The organism is Ruegeria sp. BHSB064, from assembly GCF_059613205.1.
Map to the genome: position 1 here is coordinate 40,999 of NZ_JBXWSB010000008.1, position 17,075 is coordinate 58,073.

Genomic DNA, 17,075 nt, shown 5'->3' on the forward strand with positions numbered 1-17,075 from the left:
GGCAGGTTCCCGAAAAGCAGCCACCTGCAATTCGAGCTTTCCCCATCACCACCTTGTGAAGAGTATCTACAATTTAAAGACGATTGATGTGAATTTGTTCACTCATTTACGGTTTGGTAACACTAATTGCTGATTTGCAACATCTAAGTATCACCTCGATACTTATTATTGTTTCCAGTCCGTTACCAAATGTCTCCCAAATTGCTGGACCGGCCTCGCAGAGGCGCTTTTACAACCATAGATTGCAACCAATTTGAAACTGGATGACGCTCGCTTCCGTTCTAATTTGCTGTGCAATGTTCGAGGGATTCAAAAAGCGGGCTCAACACTTTGCAGGTCGTCTGGTTCAAACGGGATCTTCGCGTGCAAGACAATGCCGCCCTTGCACGTGCTGCAGAGTACGGAGACGTGCTTCCGCTTTATGTCGTCGAACCGGGGCTTTGGCGGCAACCTGACATGTCTGCCCGCCAATGGGATTTTATCGCCGAAACACTCGACCAACTGCGCAATGACCTGAGCGTGCTGGGTCAGCCTTTGGTTGTTCGAACCGGGGACATCATTCAGGTTCTGTCGGACCTACATGCCGCAGGGCACGTCTCTGTACTTTGGTCGCACGAGGAAACCGGCAACAACTGGACCTTTCGCCGTGACCTGAAGGTAGCGAGCTGGTGCACAGAAAACGCTGTGCGATGGCGTGAAGTGAAAAACCACGGCGTACAGCGCCGAATGGCTTCGCGCGAGGGTTGGGCCAGGCGCTGGGACGCGCAAATGGCGCAACCTAAAGCATTGCCGCCGGTTCTGTCGGCGCTTGAAATTGATCTGGGCCGTGTACCGTCCTCGAAGGATCTGCAGTTAGAGCCAGATCCCTGCCCGGATCGCCAGATCGGTGGGCGACGCGCCGGTTTGACGCTTTTGGACAGCTTTTTGCATCATCGAGGAGAAACCTACCAACGCGCGATGTCTTCGCCATTGCAAGGCGCGCACGCCTGTTCGCGCCTTTCTCCCTATCTGGCATGGGGGACCTTGTCGATGCGCGAGGTGGCACAGGCGACCGCGCAGAGACAACATGCTTTGGGTTCGGGTGCACAAGCCTGGCGCAAGTCGCTGCGTTCTTTTTCGGGCCGTCTGCATTGGCATTGCCACTTCATCCAGAAACTCGAAGACGAACCCCGGATTGAATTCGAGAACCTGCACAAGCTTTACGACGATTTACGCCCGGCGCAGCCTGCTTCCGCGAACCTGTATGCCTGGGCCAATGGTCAAACAGGTTATCCGTTTCTGGATGCTTGCATGCGATCACTGCGCGCGACGGGCTGGCTGAACTTCCGGATGCGGGCGATGGTTATGGCAACAGCAAGCTATCACCTATGGCTTGACTGGCGCGCACCGGGATTGGAACTGGCGCGGCTCTTTACCGACTATGAACCGGGCATTCACTGGAACCAGGTCCAAATGCAATCTGGTACAACCGGCATCAATGCGGTGAGGATCTACAATCCTGTGAAACAGGGAAAAGATCAGGATCCGTCCGGCGTTTTCACCCGGCTTTGGGTGCCAGAGCTTGCCTCGATAGCCGATCCCTATCTGCAAGAGCCATGGTCTGCACCGAATGCTACGGCGGTGGTTGGCACACTCTATCCCGAACGTATCTTTGACCACCTTGCCGCCGCAAAGCTTGCGCGCGAGAAGATTTGGGCTGTCCGGCGCACTCCGGCCTTTCGCATGGAAGCCGCCGCCATCCAGTCAAAGCACGGAAGCCGCAAACGCCGCGCATCGTCTAAAGCAAGATCAAAACCTTCGGCCCAGCTGAGTTTACCACTGGACGGTTAACCGATGCGCATGCGCAAAAAATCTGACTTACCCTGCAAAACTTGCGTCAAATGTGGGCGACCATTCACCTGGCGTCGTAAATGGGCAAAAGTCTGGGATCAGGTTCGTTATTGCTCGGACCGGTGCAGGCGCGCCAGATGATCTGCCTGTTAAAGCATCTAGCCGTCACATGCGCCTCACTTTTCTAAAAAATAGCGAACTCTTGCACGCCCCTGAGAACACACTCTTGAAAAAAGCAGGTCACAGAGAACTACACGCCTTCGCGCGCAGCCATGATGGCCAGACCTTCCGCCACTGCGGTGAAAACGGATGCAAAGGAATGCTCTGCAGCGGGAAAAATACGCCGCATCGTTTCGGGGACAATGGCCATCAGGCTAGAGCCTCCAACATAGACAACCCGGTCGATCTGTTCTGCGGTTACATCGGCCAGGCGCAACACCTCTTGCACCCCGGACTCCAACCGCGTTGCGTGATCGCAAAGACTGTTGGCCACCTGCGCGGCACTTAGCCGTACCTCCAATTCAGCCTCTAGCATATCCAGTTTAACCACCGGATCCTGTGATCCGGAATTCACTGCAATTTTTCCACGTTCGACCGCAAAGGCCAGTTCATGTCCCAATTCGTGCTCAAGCACCGAAGCAAGTCGGGCTATCCGTTCAGGCGACTGGGCCAGTTTTAGCATATCGCCCACCAAGCGCCGGTTTTGTGCTGTGTACAGAAACGGGATCACCTCCCATGTCGCAAGGTCATTGAATATGGTGTTGGGGGCCTTCGAAGTCCCACTTCCAAAGACATCCCGGATCATTGAACCTTTGCCCAAAAGCGGCATCACGTGGTCAATACTGATCGCGCGATCAAAATCCGTTCCCCCAATGCGCACGCCATGATTGGCCAGGATCTTTAGCCCGGCCGCGTTGGACCGAAAGACCGAGAAGTCAGACGTTCCACCCCCGATATCCACGACCAACCCGGTACCCGTGCCGCATTCAGTGGCACCTGTCGCGATGGCCGCCGCGGCGGGCTCAGGACAGAACCGTACATCCGTAAATCCAGCTGCGGTGTAACATGCACGCAGGTCAGCTTCTGCCTGATCCTCACGCGGGTCGTTCACCCCATGAAAAACCACGGGTCGCCCTGACACAACGCGCGTGCACGGCACACCAAGTTCGGCCTCTGCCAGTTCCTTCAGTTGACGCAGAAAAGAGCCGATGATCTCGACAAATGTCAGCCGCTCATTCAAAATCTGCCGCTTTTCATGCATCAAGGCAGTACCCAAAACCCGCTTGAGCGCTCGCATGAAGCGTCCTTCCAGCCCATCCAGAAGCGCTTGGTTGGCCGGTTCGCCAATCAAGGTTTCGCGCGTTTCGAAGTCAAAAAAGAAAGTAGTTGGAAGGGTCTGGGCATCGGCATCGAAACGCACTAGCCGAGGCGCGTTTGCATTCATGTATGCAACAGCTGAATTTGACGTACCAAAGTCGATGCCAATCCACGGGCGGATAGGGGCCATGGCGCATGTCTCCGAATTGTCTGAGCAAAGAGCGCCGGGCCTAAAGTTTTCTCAAACCGGGGTCAAGCCTAAGTACCCGTGATGTCGCCCTGATGCGCCTCGTAACTGGCTTCCAGTTCATTTTTCAAGAAATCCCCGAAGTTCAAAGGCGCAAACTTTGGCGCTCCTGTCCCTGCAAGAGGCGCAATATCGGTGGAAACGTGCGGGTCGAAAAAGAATGGCACAGAAAAACGCTCTTGGCCGCTGGTGTTGATCACACGGTGCGGCGTGGACAAGAGGCGACCATTGGACAGACGGTGCAACATGTCACCGACATTGACCACAAACGCGTCTTCCATCGGGGGCGCATCAATCCAATGGCCAGCGGGCGTCTGAACCTGCAAACCGCCAACGTCATCCTGCGCCAACAGGGTCAAAGCCCCAAAATCCTTATGCGGGGCTGATCCAAACAGATCATCCGGACTTTGCGCGGGTTGTGGTGGATAGTGAAGCAGACGCAGCCAGATTGTCGGCTCATCAAAAGCTTCCAGAATGGAACGATTTTCGGCGCCGATAGCCTCCAACGCCAGCCCCAACAGCTTTTGGCCCAATTCGGTCATTGCCCGGGCATAGGCCTCACACGCTTCTCGAAATCCTTCAAGTTCAGGCCATTGGTTTGGCCCAGAAAGATAGACATCCGGGTCAGCCACGGCATCCTCGCGCATCATCATGAACGATGCCGACTGGTTTGGTTTGGTGACCTCGGCCAGGTCGGAATTCACGTCTGTAGACGTGTTGATAGCAATGTAGCCGCGATGGTTTCTGTCGAGTGCGATGGTTTGTTTCGCCGCTTCTGGCAGCGCATGAAATCGCTTTGAAGCGGTAAAAACAGCAGCGCGCAACTCGGGATCGACACCGTGATTAATCACGTAACCAAAGCCAGTCTTGCCATACGCTTCCAGAAAGGCTTGCGCCAGTTCGGTCGTGTCTTGACCGCGGATCAGCGGTGCCAGGTCAAGCACCGGTATTTCAGTAAATTCAGTCACTTCAGATCTCCGGCCCTTGAAACTGCGGCGTTTCGAAAAGGCCCGACGGTTTGACAGTGAAGCTCATGCCCATTCCTTCAGTCCTTACACTTCTGTTCAAAAAACAATCTTCCGTTCCTACACGATTGCCAAGGGTATACGGATCGTTGTTCAAGACTTGGATACAAGAAATAGGCAAACTCGATAGTGGAACAGGCAAATGGAAGGTTAGTTTCGCTGGCAAAAAAGGGTACGCGACTCGCAAGTTAATGATCTAAGTTTCGCTTTTTGGCAGCGAACAACATTGTCCGCCACTCGACAACGTTTCTGTCGTTTTTCGACCTGCTTTTTCCTACCATTCCACACTCTCATAGGTATCTGTGTTGATTTGCGCAGAGTCGGTACTTTGCGGAACCAGAACGGGTTCCGCCATGACGTCCGTTAGTGACTGGTCTGCAACCTCTCGGGCCGCGTGATCGGAGTCATTTGCAGCAATATCCCAAGCAACTTCAAAAACTGGCGTAGTTGCGTCGTGGTCCGTGTCAGCCAAGGTCATGGTTTCAAATGAAAAGCCCACCCCTGGATCGGCTTGCATGTCACCAACTGTAATTGTGAAATCGGTAGTGGATGTAACTGGAGCACCATTAAACGCAACAGAACCAATCGTGATTTCTCCACTGATCACCCCGGTGTATCCGGGAGGTGGTGAGACTTCCAGGGCATCTAAGTTCCAGCCCGACAGATCAGCGGGGCCGCCATCTGTGACAAGCGCATCTTCCCCGCTGCTCAGGATCGTCGCAGGCGGCAAGCCCTCAACGCTGACATCCGTGTCTTCGCCAGTCGAACCGACCTCGATCGCAAAATTCAGTGTACCATTCTGGTGAACCGCGATTTCTTGATCAGGTCGAACGATTTGACGACCCTCGAAATCCGGGCCTTCCCATTCCAGTTTAAGCCCTGCGCGACCAAAATTCTCGAAATACCGAAGTTCGATGTCATGCGTGCCGGGCTCCAGGACAATCTGACCCGAGGCGCTGCGATAACTGTGGTTCCCGTCATCTTTGACTATTTCTTGCCCATCGACATAAAGCACCACACCATCGTCTGCAGACGTGAAAAACGTATAGGTACCCCCTTCGTCAATCGACACTTTCCCTTGGAAACGGGCCGCAAACGTGTCTTTTGCCCCCCCCTCCCAAAAGGATCCGTGCCCATTGTCGTAATCGATTTCAGACTTGGTTTCTTGGTGAACCGGGTCCGCGTCCCAATTCACGTCGTCCAGTTTTCCAATCCGGTGATCCGCGTCGAAATACTCCGCATGGAAGCCCGTTGACACGGCCACGCTCGGCTCGGCGATCTGCGCAGCATCCACGGTAAAGTTCACCGTTTGGCCAATTTCGGTCAAACCGTCGCCGGACACAATCAACACAGCTCCAACTTCCCCGACAAAATTATAAGGCGTTGTGATGGTCAGCGTTTCTGCGCCAATATAGGTCACGTCGACGCAGCCGTCATCACCGACCACCAAAGTCTGACCGCCTGCCGCCAGCGTTGACCCTGCAGGCAGACCTTTCACCGCAAGCGTCGCTGCCTCGTTCGGATCGGTATCGGGGTGGGCAACACTCAATGCTATCGGCATGCCCGATACAGTTTGCACCGCTTGCATATCCGGGGCTGAAACAAGTTCAGGTCCGTCCATCCCGGGACCCTCCCACTCCAGCTTCAACCCGGCGTGACCATAGTTCTCGAAATATCGCACCTCGATGTGATGTGTACCAGGATCAAGGTGAACCTCGCCCGATTTGGTCTGATAAGCGTGCAGCCCGTCGTTGTCTACCACAAGCTGCCCGTTGACCATCAGCTGCGCACCATCGTCTCCGCTCAAGTCGAACCGGTATGTTCCCCCCTCATCCACGTGCACCGCGCCGCTGATCTGTACTCCAAACGTATCGCGTGAGCCGTCCTGCCAAAACGACCCTCCACTGTTTTGGTAGTCGATTTCGGAAACTACTTCCTGGTGCGTGGGTACTGTCGCCCAATCAATATCCTCCAACGAAGCCAGGTGTTGGTTGACGTCGAAATACTGCGCGTGAAACCCGGTCGAAACCATCAGGTCCGCTGTATCCGCAACGTTGACAACAAATGTCTCTGACGTGCTGAGCCCGCCGGCATCGACAACCTTCACCGTCACATCCACCGTTTGGGCATCCTCGTAGTCGAGAGTTGCGTTTTCTTTCAGACGCAAGACGCCATCCACAACTTCAAATCGATCATCCGAGACGGAATAGCTGTGGCTGTCACGGCGGTCCGGGTCGTGAAAACTAAGTTCTCCCACGATCGCGCCACTGTTATTTTCGGCAATGCTGTTCGGCGTAGCGGTTAGAGTAACGTTGTCGATCAACGCTCCGTACGAATCGTTTTCATCAGCTGGCTCACGCAGCTCCAACCTGTCTTCACCAGTGCCGATTACCTGCATGTCGAAAGTGGCCCAGTCGGTGCTTTCCGGGTTCAGCTCTGCGATCAGAACATCGTTCCAATAGACTTCGACCGTATCTGTTCCATTTGTAAGGCGCTCCCGTAGGTCAAGACTTAGATCATAAACCTGACCTTTACTGGTCTGGATCGTCTGGCTGAAACTGTCGACGCCGTGTCCTGCATCCATCTCCAGGTGTTGCTGACCTTCCGAGGCTTTGACCCCGCCCAGATTGTCCCAAATCTCCATCCCCGCGGCGCTTTCCCAGGCACTTGACCCATCATTTTTGAAGGTCCCCCATCGTCCCGGATCCAGCTCGAACTCTTCAAAACTGCCGTTTTGAACAAGGTTGCCGCTATCCGTCGTCAGCGTCAGCCCGGTCGGCGCTTCGTTTTGGTCGGTTACGTCAATGGCGAAGTCTTCGGTATGGAAATTGCCCGCGGCATCGGTGACTGTGACCTGCATTTCGATCCGCGCTTCGACTTCGTGATCCAGGGCAATCCCGTCTTTCAGCTTCAGTTTACCCTCCACAACTTCGAAACGGTTGTCCGAAACGGAATAAATGTGCCAGTCTCCTTCATCCTGGTCTTGCACAGACAAACACCCCACCACAGCCCCATCCGCGTTTTCAGCAACCGTATTACCGTTGAGGGACACGCCTGTTGGCGCATGGTTGGCTGGCGCCGTCTCTGCAGGAGGGACGCCAGCTTCAACAAAATCTGCTGCTTCAACAGGTTTCACCCGCTCGGCAGGGGTGCTGCGGGCGGTCATCGAGGCGTTGGCGGAGACCTGTGTTTCCCCGTCTAGAATGCGAGGTTCAACGGCCTCACTTCGAATGACTGTGTTGGCAGGCTGTATGCTCTCGGAATGTGACGCCGCGGGAACAATCGGTGCCGACGTATCGGCAGACAACTCGACCTCGGAAGATTCCACTACTTCCTGCGGGGGATGCGCAAGTGCAGCGCTTTCTTCCGAAGATTGCAGCTGGACCTCTTCGTTGCTTCCCCACGTGACCAAACCGCCCTCGTGTTGCTCACCAGTGTGCAATGTGCTGCGGCTTTGATCTTCGGGCGTGACCTGCACCTGTTTAGAGATCTCTGAGGCAAAGACTTCTTTGTCACGCATGTCCTTCGATAAATTTGGGTTCAAACCCGATCCGCCGTTCTCCATGTCACCCATTACAAACCCCTATTCCAATTCACTGATACGGAACGGTAGCGCGTAATCGTAAATCTGACCTTTCATCTTTCCTACGCTTTTTAGTCAATTTCTTTCGATAGAAGGATCGCAACTTCATGAAAAGGAAAGGAATTGTGGCGCCTCTTTAGCTTAGCAATCGGACGGAGTTGAGATGCAAGATAAGGGTTTCAAAGGGCGCGGCAGTTCTCTTGCAACAACTTTGCCTATCTTTGCCGCCTCGCTGTCGCTGAACACTGTGGCGTTGATTATGCCAATTGTCGTTTTGCTGATCTTTGACCGGGTAATCCCGTTTCAATCGGTTGAAACCCTGCGCATGCTCACGCTGTTTTTGCTGGTCGCTCTATCCATTGAACTGGCACTGAGGTGGAGCAGAGCAACGCTGCTAAACATCACTTCGGAACGAGCTGCGGTCTCGAACTATCGCCGGTTTGCGAACCGTATTCTCCACGCCGACACTATCGCTTTTTCGCGACAAGCCGACGCGACTTATCTTGACTACTTTGGGGCAATTGCTCATTTGCGCGATCACAATGCGGGGCAAAACCATGCGCTCATGATCGATCTGCCGTTTACCCTGGCTTTTGCAACGATGATTGCATTGATAGGGGGGTGGCTGGTCTTAGTTCCGATCATCGGGCTGATTACTGTTACGGTTTTCTCTTTTTCGATCAAACGGGCGCAGTCGACTTTGTTTGACAGGCGCAAGACGCTGGATAGCCGTAGGTATGCCTTTTTGTCCGAGGTGCTGTCGGGCAGCCAAACAATCAAGGCTAACCGAATGGAACGCCAGATGACACGCCGCTTCGAGATGCTCGAAGATCAGACGGTGGATGTCAGCCAACGTTTGATCCAGTTTTCGGGGTTTGCGCAAAGTTTTGGGGCAGTTTTTGGTCAGGTGTCGGTCGCCGCTATGGGATTGCTAGGAGCCTATCTGGTGATCCAAAATCACATCGGGATGGCCGAGATGGCAGCCTGCATGTTGCTAAACGGCCGGATCATACAGCCTCTGACCAAGCTATTTACTTTATGGGTGCAATCGGAAAACGTTGCATTTTCCTGGAGGAAGCTGCGGGACATTGATGCGCTGGAGACCATTCCGGAGGCACCCGCTGGCGAAACCCCAACCGAAGGCAAGATTACGGTAAAAGGTCTGAAACTCAGCCTGGGCGCAGCCAAACCTGTAGTTCTGGATACTCTGACGGTTTTGCCGGGTCAGATCGCTTTGGTGTCCGGCCAGGCGCGATGGCAGGTTCGCGCATTTTATGACGCCGTGTCCGGACGAACCATACCAAACGCCGGAGAGGTGTTTATTGACAAAACCCGATCCAGTTCACTGGCGTCTTGGCGTGGACGCGATGCCATTGTTGTTCTGGAAAATGATCCGGCCATCTTTGCCGGAACGTTGCTGCAAAATCTAAGCGCCTTCGGCGACGAAAAGCAGATTGCGCACGCCAAGGAATTTGCCTGTTGGTTGGGTCTGGACACTCGGATCAATCGCTTACCTATGGGCTACAACACCATTCTGGGAACAGGCACGACATTCGAAGAAGATCCGGTAAACCGTCAGTTGATCGCCCTTGTGCGGGTGCTGGCTCTTGGCCCGAAAATCCTGATCATGAGTGAACCAACATCCGTTCTGGACAAAACCGAACGCGATGCTTTTGCAGCTTGCCTGGCCAACATGCCCAACCGGCCAACCATGCTTTTGGACAGCCCCGATCCGCGCCTGCAGCGACTGGCGGATTTGACGTGCCCGTTGACCTATCAGACAGGGGATGAAGTTGCGGATTGGAGTGCAGACCTGCGCACCGATCAAATTGCCAGCCGGCTCAGAAAGGATGTGGCATGAACGTGGTACGCACACGCGATGCTTCGCTTTTGTTAAAGGAACTGCTGTCAGTCGGCGGGTGGCAGAACAATACAGATGCAGTTTCAGAGGCCTTCCCGCATCTGTCCGAGACATTGGACCCAACGGATCTGGTTCAGACGCTTGAAAACCTGAACGTTCCATACGTGCAGACAAGCTGCCGCGAAAGCGACATTACACAAGCCGATTGCCCGGCACTGGTGATCCCAGCCCACGGAAGTTGTTATGTGGCGCTTTATCGCAACCACGACACGCTGCATGTCGCTGATCTCAAGAGCAATTCTACACGCCAGATCAACCGAAGGCGTACACTCTGTACGCTGATCCGTATCGAGAAATACAAAAACCAGCCCACTCAGGGACCTTTAAGGACGGTTGCAGGTTCTTTCAGTGTTTTGCGCGAAATGCTGCCCGGCCTGTTGTTTGTTGCGTTTCTGATCAACTTGCTGGGTTTGTTTGCACCGCTTTTGATCTTGGCAATCTACGACCGGGTTATCCCCTCGGGCTCGATTAATCTTTTGCTCGCCCTGGCAGTTGCAGTTGGCATCTTGGCTGTTTCGGATTTTTTGTTCCGCAATATCCGAACAAAGGCCCTCGCCCATGCCGGCAAAATGGGAGAGCGCGCACTCGCCGTCGGGCTGTTTTCAAAACTAATGCGCCTTCCATTGTCGCAGCTGCGGAAAACCAACGTACACCAACAAATTGCTCGCTTCCGACAGTTCGAATCCTTGCGTGAGCTGTTCACCGGTCAGCAGATGGTCGTTCTGATCGACTTGCCATTTGCGTTAATGTTCTTTGGGGTACTCTTGTATCTGGCGCCTCCAGTGGGATTGCTGACACTTGGGCTTTCAGTACTTCTTTTTGCAATCGGGATTGTGTCGCTGCCAATCCAACAGCAAATGGACCAGACAGCAGCCAAGGCCGCCCGTGCCAGTACGGCATGCATAGAGGACGCAGTCGCGTATCAAAGTGCGTTGGCAAATCTCGGGATGCAACGCCAATGGTTGGAGCGATGTGTGCCTCTTGCTGAAGAAGCTGAGGCTGCATCCGCACGTGCGCGGCAGTTGCGCAATCTGACCCAAGCTCTTTCACAGACGGTAATCACGCTTGGCTCTGCTGGTGCCATCATCATCAGTGCCCATAGCGCGGTTGAAGGCAGCATGAGCTTTGGTGCGTTGATCGCTTCGATCGCACTTGTTTCAAAAGTGCTAGCACCAATTCAGGCAATTCAGTCTTCGCTTGGACAATTGAGCGGGTACCGAAAAAGTCAGAAGCAGGCGAACCAGGTTCTGTCTTTGTCGGAAGAATTTGAACTTGGTTTGGGTCGATCGCGCCAAAAAACACTGAGCGGAGCGATATGCTTCAAGAGTGTAAACTACCGTCCTGATCCCCTGAATCCAGCCTTGTTGACAGCGGCCGATTTCCATTGCGAGCCGGGCGAGCTGGTTGTCTTGATGAGTCGCGATGTGGCTAACCGAGCCGCGGTGCTTGACCTGATCGTCGGCTTGGCAACGCCATCGGCGGGTGTGGTCGAACATGACGGCATCGACATCCGTCAGATCGCGCGGGACGAGCTTCGAAAGTCTGTGACCTATGCAACCTATGATCCGCGCCTTTTCCACGGCACTGTGAAGCAGAACTTCCGCCTTGCCGCACCGACTTTGAGCAAGACCGACATCAAAACAGCACTCGATCGTTTGGGTATCCGTGACGAGGTGGAGGCTTTGCCGAACGGCTACGACACGCGACTAAATACCCAGCAGATGTCTGGCATGTCTGATACGTTACTCAAATCTCTGGCTCTGGCGCGCAGCATGGCGCGGCCATCCTCTGTTTATCTTTTTTCCGAGCCCACCAATGGGTTGTCGCAAGATTGTCGTGACCGTTTCAAGTCTTGGCTTAACGATCAGAAAGCCAGCAAGACCGTTTGGATAGCCACCGCAGACCGTTCGTTGATGCACATGGCAGACCGCCTGATTTATCTGAACGGGGACCGCATAATTGTGAACGACACAGGGCCGGCCGCACTTAGAAAGTTACAGACCGTTTTGAAAGCAGTGGAAAGCTGAACAATGCGTTTTACTTCGAAAAACAAGCAGGCAATGGGACCCTTTGCAAAATCGAAACGAAAATCTCAGCTGCGCCCGATACGATTTGCATCGATGATTGCGACTGTTTTTTCGGGCATGGTCGTCGCACTGATTGTGCTGGCCGGTCAAACAAATGTACCGCAAGTCACCCGCGCACCCGGTACGATCATCCCAATTGGGGATTACACTCAGATCGAAGTGATGGACGGTGGCGTCGTTGACAGAGTTTACGTGCAAGACGGAGCTCATGTGCAGGCAGGTGACGTACTGGTCCAGCTCAGCCACCCAGACCTGAGAAGAGAGCAGCAAAGATTGCAGGAACAGATTGCTACACTGGACCGCAAACTGAAACACGGGCGCATCATTTTGAGAATGCTGGAGAGTGGCGATAAATTCAGCACTGCAGAGTTGATCGCGCTGCGTCGCCAGAACCATCACCGCGCGGCTGCAACGCTGGAGATTTACGCCGAAAGCCAGCGTATGAAGCGTATTTCGATTTTGCAACAACAGGAAACACTGGAGATTCTGAAGGCCTCGCAAAGCTTCACGCTGGAACGTGTCGCGCGAAAGAAGGCAGAATTGGAACGCGCTCAACTGCTGCATGAGCAGGGCCTGACGACAGCGCGCGACCTTGCGCGGGACGCTGATCAGTTGGACGCGTTGCGAACTACGGCATCCGAGGGCGAGGTGCGTCTGGCGCAGGCGCGTAATACTCTGACGATGGCCAGGGCAGATCTTGCCGAACAAACGCTGGCCTTACGCGAAGAAACCCTCAACAAACTCGAAGAGTTTAGCGATTTGCGCAACGAACTAGACATTTCGCTACGCGTCGTGAACCGAAAGCTTGATAGTTTGCAAATTGTCGCCCCAAAAGCGGGTGTTGTGCAATCGGTGGCTTTTCCAAACCCCGGCGAAGTCATCGCGCCCGGGGAAACGATATTTGAACTACTTCCGTCCCAACAGGGCCTAATTGTCGAAGCGCGCATCCCCAACGCTGAAATCGGTTATGTCAACTTGGACCAGCCGGTTAAAGTGACAGTGGATACGTACGACACACGGCGTTTTGGCAAAGTAAAAGGTCGAGTTACGGCATTGTCACCGGTCCCACTGGTGGATGATCAGTCCGGGGACACCTATTTCCGCGCCTCGATCCAATTGAACGAACACATGATTGGAACCGGTGCCTATGAGCGCCCGCTTGAAGCCGGGATGACTGTTGTGGCGGAAATGACAACCGGTGAAAATACGCTGCTCGCCTATATGTTGAAACCGGTACTTCAGACAATGCGCAACGCCTTTACCGAGCGCTAAAGCGATAACAAACGCATTTTCAGAAGCGTTAATGCGGCGAAATCAGCGGACCTTGTAGATGCCAGGCGCTGCACTTCTGACCAAACTCCGCTATCGATCGAGCATGTCTGCGGGAATGTTAAACAAACGAAACCATTCCTGAAAACGTAGACTTCAGGACATTTTGGCTGGAATTCTGAAAACCTCAACTTCCTCGTCCAAACCGCGAACGGCGTGGCGACCAACGGACTGAACCCTTTTTCCCATGTGTCTTGCCACACGTGAAGTGATCAGAGCCTTTTCACCCAGCTTCTTGCAAAGATCCTGCACACGGCTTGCCACATTGACGGTTTGCCCAACGACAGTGAAGTCTAACCGATCAGGGCTGCCGATATTTCCAAATGTCACACGACCGAAGTCGATGCCGATGACAAACTCGATCGCCTCTTGACCGCGGTCTGCCGCTTTTTCGTTGTATTCGCAAAGATTGGACAAGGCCCCAGAGGCAGCCGCGACCGCCGATCGGCAGGCGGACTCGTCGCTGTTGTGACCATCAAAAACCGCCAGAATGCCATCGCCCATGAATTTGAGTACGTCACCTCCTGTGTTCTGAATTGGCGCGACCACCATCTCAAAATAGTCTCCCATCATGGCCAGCAACTGATCCTCGGGCCAAGCCTGGGCCTTTTCGGTAAACCCCCTGAGATCCGCAAACAAGATCGCAGCTGAAACAGTTCTGTGCTCTCCACGCTTGATATGCCCCTGTCCGATCTCAACCGCTGGGCCATGACCCAAATAGGTCTGCAGCAGGCTTTTTTGTGACTGACGCACAGCTATAGGTTCCAAAGCTGCCGCAAGCGCATAGCGCGTTTCTTCGATGTATCGAATGTGCGCGTCGGAAAAACCGGTTTCTGAATTTGAAGTGAAACTGGTGCCTTGAACCGATCCATTTCCATGTTCAAGCGGGATGGCCAGAAAGTCTGTAGCGCCAGCCTCGACGAGTTCTGCATAGATCGGGTGTTCAACGGCGAGGTTGATATCCGTAAGCCGTTTTCGCAGGGCCCGCCGATGGGTGACAATGTATTCAAATGGGCTGCCGTGCCAGGCACTTGTCGACAGCACTGTCGTAGGAACCGTATAGCGGCGGGTGTTTTCAGGGGTCCAGATTATACCCCAAGCGCTAAGTAACGGATTTGAATAGTTTTGTGCAATCCGCGCCCGTGCCAAGGGCACGCCAAGTTTTACAAGGCCTTCGCAATAGCCTTGCACGATTGCGGTTTCATCGCCCAACAATCGTCCTTCAGAAATCAGCCAATGGTTCAGCGGGTCAATCTCGGACACGGATCCCTCACACAAAACGGATGTGTTGAGAGTTTACATATCAATTCCTTGCAGAAAACCCGCGCTTATTCGGACGGTCTTTTGTCCGATCAAGGCGGTTGGCGGGATTTTTTAAATAACTCACGCTTTTTCAGCTGATTATCATCAGGTACCCAGGCGCAGCTATAACTCAGAACCTGGTCCATCCAGGCCTACTTTGCGGTGGGAGCAAAACAGGGATCGCGGCCGGTGTGTACATACCGGGCCTAAGTGGCTGCATCTACTAAGCGATGGATAACCGCTCAGCCGTTTAGACCAGTTGAAGCAGCATCAGCATAGCACTGAACCGGTGTCGCTTCCGATAACTCGGGTGAAATCCGTATCATACCGGACAGCTCCGGGATCGGCTTGCGTGCCCCGTTCAAGATCAATTCGGCCGGAACGCTGGTAGCCGCCGCCAAAGCTTGTGACAGCGGCATCCCAATTTCAGTCACCAGATTCCTTGTGGCAGTTGTCAGATCCAGATCTGCCCCGGCCAATGTGCCGTCTTGCAGCGTCAACCTGCCCCCATCTCGTCGGATAAGCCGTCCTTCCAGATGAAACTCTGTCTGGTCAGTTCCCGCCACGGCCATCGCATCGCTGACCAAAAATATCTTTCCGTGCCCGCGTTTGGCAGCGAACGTGGCGCGCATCGTTTCAGGATGTACATGTACAGTGTCCGCGATCAAACCCGCAGACAGGTCTCCGCTTGACAGCACTGCGCCGACCAAGCCGGGCTCGCGACTGCCGAGTTGGCTCATTGCGTTGAACAGATGCGTCGCGCAGCGGGCACCCGCCTTTGCGTAATCCATGCAAGTGTCAAATGGGGCGTCGGTGTGGCCCAGCGAGACGATAATCCCCGCCTGGGTCAATGCCTTGACTTGGTCAATCGAAACGTTCTCTGGCGCCAACGTGACCATCAGCGCAGGTAACTTGCGGGCAGCGGCCAAAAGCTGATCAAGATCGGCTTCCTCCATCGGGCGGATCAGCGCACCGTCATGAGCACCCTTGCGACGCACCGACAAGTGCGGCCCTTCAAGGTGCAGACCTGCGATGCCGGGAACCCGGTTGTGAACGGCCTGTATCGCAGCCTGTATGGCAGCCGTTGTTTTTTCTGGCGTATCCGTAATCAGCGTCGGCAGGATTGTCGTTGCCCCCAACCCGCGATGCGCCTGAGCGATCCGCTGCAACGTTTCGACCGAGGGCGCGTCATTGAACATCACGCCTCCCCCGCCATTCACCTGCAAGTCCACGTAGCCGGGGCTTAGAATATCGCCGGACAGATCCTCGATCTTTGTGTCAGTCGGCAGATCAGTTGTCGGTATTATCGCGTCGAGCGTGCCGTCTACAAACCGAATGGCATGATCCTGAAACAATGTCTCTCCGTCAAAGATCGGACCGCCGGCGAAGGTGATGATTGAGCCATTCATACTGTTTCGGTCACTTTCCGAAGATGGCGCGGTGTATCAGGGTTGATGCCGCGACGCGCAGCGACGGCTTCAACCATCCCATAGAAAGAAGCAATGGCAGCGACAGGATCGGTCATCCAATGCGCTGTCCGCACATGCGGCAGAGAAACAGCATCCTTTACGCGATCCGTCGTTGCAAAAACCTGTGCACCCTTGGCGGCAAGCGCATCTGCGACCTCTGCAATGTTTGCCTCGGCCGCGTCGCCGGATGAAAAGGCGAGGACTGGAAAACCTTGATCCACTATTGAAACCGGACCGTGCAACACTTCGGCAGAGGAGTAGCTTTCGGCGTGGATCTGGCAGGTTTCCTTGAACTTTAACGCCGCCTCGTTCGAGATCGCCCAGGACGTTCCGCGGCCCAACGTGAACAGCGACTGGCCATCGATCGCATCGATTACCGCGCCCCAATCGCAGGCAATGGCCTGCTCCAGATCTTTGGGCAGGTTGCGGATGGCCGTCAGCAATGCTGCGTCGCCTTTGATCTCGGCCAGCAACCAAAGCCCGGCGACCAAAGACGTCACAAATGTTTTGGTCGCCGCAACACTCAACTCTGGTCCGGCATGAATGGGCAACGCGGCCGAGGCAACATTCGCCAAGGCCGAACCGGTATCATTGGTGATCGCTACAGAATAAGCGCCGCCTTGGGTCAGTGATTGGGTCAGGCGAACTATGTCCGGGCTTTGCCCGGATTGCGACACCGAAATGCACAACGCGTTTGGACAGCGCATATCGACGCCGTAGATCGACTTGACGCTTGGCCCAACCGACGCCATGGGCAGGCCCAGTAACAGCTCAGACGCGTATTTCAGATAGCTGCAGGCATGATCCGAAGATCCCCGCGCGACCGAAATCAAAAAGCGCGGATCGCGCGCGCACACCGCTTGCGCGGCTGATTTGACGGTCTCAGACCCTTCGGTCAGCAGGCGGTCAACGGCGACAGGTATTTCGTTGATTTCCTGCCGCATAAGCGTGAGTTGGTTGGACAT

The 17,075-nt window shown here is 54.5% G+C and carries 11 protein-coding genes; 5 read left to right on the forward strand and 6 right to left on the reverse strand.

Features of this window, described 5'->3' with window-relative positions:
• Positions 1-291 precede the first annotated feature (291 nt).
• Together AC2FNU_RS03340 and AC2FNU_RS03345 are read left to right on the forward strand one after the other, a co-directional pair.
• Positions 292-1,830, forward strand: coding sequence for an FAD-binding domain-containing protein (locus AC2FNU_RS03340; RefSeq protein WP_496784733.1), 1,539 nt, complete (start codon positions 292-294; stop codon positions 1,828-1,830).
• A gap of 9 nt (positions 1,831-1,839) precedes the next feature.
• Positions 1,840-1,971: a DUF2256 domain-containing protein gene (locus tag AC2FNU_RS03345; protein ID WP_496784776.1), complete on the forward strand. Its 132-nt coding sequence runs from the start codon at positions 1,840-1,842 to the stop codon at positions 1,969-1,971.
• A 109-nt stretch (positions 1,972-2,080) separates the two neighbouring features.
• Here AC2FNU_RS03345 and AC2FNU_RS03350 read toward each other — a convergent pair whose 3' ends face one another.
• From AC2FNU_RS03350 to AC2FNU_RS03360, 3 genes are all read right to left on the reverse strand, one after another.
• Entirely contained in the window at positions 2,081-3,337 is a 1,257-nt protein-coding gene (locus AC2FNU_RS03350) for an Hsp70 family protein (RefSeq protein ID WP_496784735.1), read from the reverse strand.
• 68 nt (positions 3,338-3,405) lie between these two features.
• The gene (locus AC2FNU_RS03355; protein ID WP_496784737.1) at positions 3,406-4,362 is read right to left on the reverse strand and encodes an isopenicillin N synthase family dioxygenase; all 957 of its coding nucleotides are present in this window, start codon (positions 4,360-4,362) and stop codon (positions 3,406-3,408) included.
• 331 nt (positions 4,363-4,693) lie between these two features.
• Positions 4,694-7,939: a PA14 domain-containing protein gene (locus AC2FNU_RS03360; protein ID WP_496784739.1), complete on the reverse strand. Its 3,246-nt coding sequence runs from the start codon at positions 7,937-7,939 to the stop codon at positions 4,694-4,696.
• A 226-nt stretch (positions 7,940-8,165) separates the two neighbouring features.
• On the opposite strand from AC2FNU_RS03360, the gene AC2FNU_RS03365 reads away from it, so the two are divergent.
• The 3 genes from AC2FNU_RS03365 (at position 8,166) to AC2FNU_RS03375 (ending at position 13,282) form a co-directional block, all read left to right on the forward strand.
• Positions 8,166-9,863, forward strand: a complete 1,698-nt coding sequence (locus AC2FNU_RS03365; RefSeq protein ID WP_496784741.1) for an ABC transporter transmembrane domain-containing protein — start codon at positions 8,166-8,168, stop codon at positions 9,861-9,863.
• A 245-nt stretch (positions 9,864-10,108) separates the two neighbouring features.
• Positions 10,109-11,950, forward strand: a complete 1,842-nt coding sequence (locus tag AC2FNU_RS03370; protein ID WP_496784743.1) for an ABC transporter transmembrane domain-containing protein — start codon at positions 10,109-10,111, stop codon at positions 11,948-11,950.
• A gap of 33 nt (positions 11,951-11,983) precedes the next feature.
• On the forward strand, positions 11,984-13,282 hold the full coding sequence (locus tag AC2FNU_RS03375; protein ID WP_496784745.1) for an HlyD family type I secretion periplasmic adaptor subunit: 1,299 nt from the start codon (positions 11,984-11,986) through the stop codon (positions 13,280-13,282).
• Between the two features lie 153 nt (positions 13,283-13,435).
• Here the strand turns inward: AC2FNU_RS03375 and AC2FNU_RS03380 are convergent, their stop codons facing one another.
• The 3 genes from AC2FNU_RS03380 to AC2FNU_RS03390 all read right to left on the reverse strand — a co-directional run bounded on the left by AC2FNU_RS03380 (position 13,436) and on the right by AC2FNU_RS03390 (position 17,075).
• A complete protein-coding gene (locus AC2FNU_RS03380; protein WP_496784747.1) occupies positions 13,436-14,602 on the reverse strand; it encodes an adenylate/guanylate cyclase domain-containing protein in 1,167 nt (388 codons plus the stop codon).
• Between the two features lie 281 nt (positions 14,603-14,883).
• Positions 14,884-16,050: an N-acetylglucosamine-6-phosphate deacetylase gene (nagA, locus tag AC2FNU_RS03385; RefSeq protein ID WP_496784749.1), complete on the reverse strand. Its 1,167-nt coding sequence runs from the start codon at positions 16,048-16,050 to the stop codon at positions 14,884-14,886.
• On the reverse strand, positions 16,047-17,075 hold the full coding sequence (locus AC2FNU_RS03390; RefSeq protein ID WP_496784751.1) for an SIS domain-containing protein: 1,029 nt from the start codon (positions 17,073-17,075) through the stop codon (positions 16,047-16,049). The genes nagA and AC2FNU_RS03390 overlap by 4 nt, the downstream gene beginning before the upstream one ends.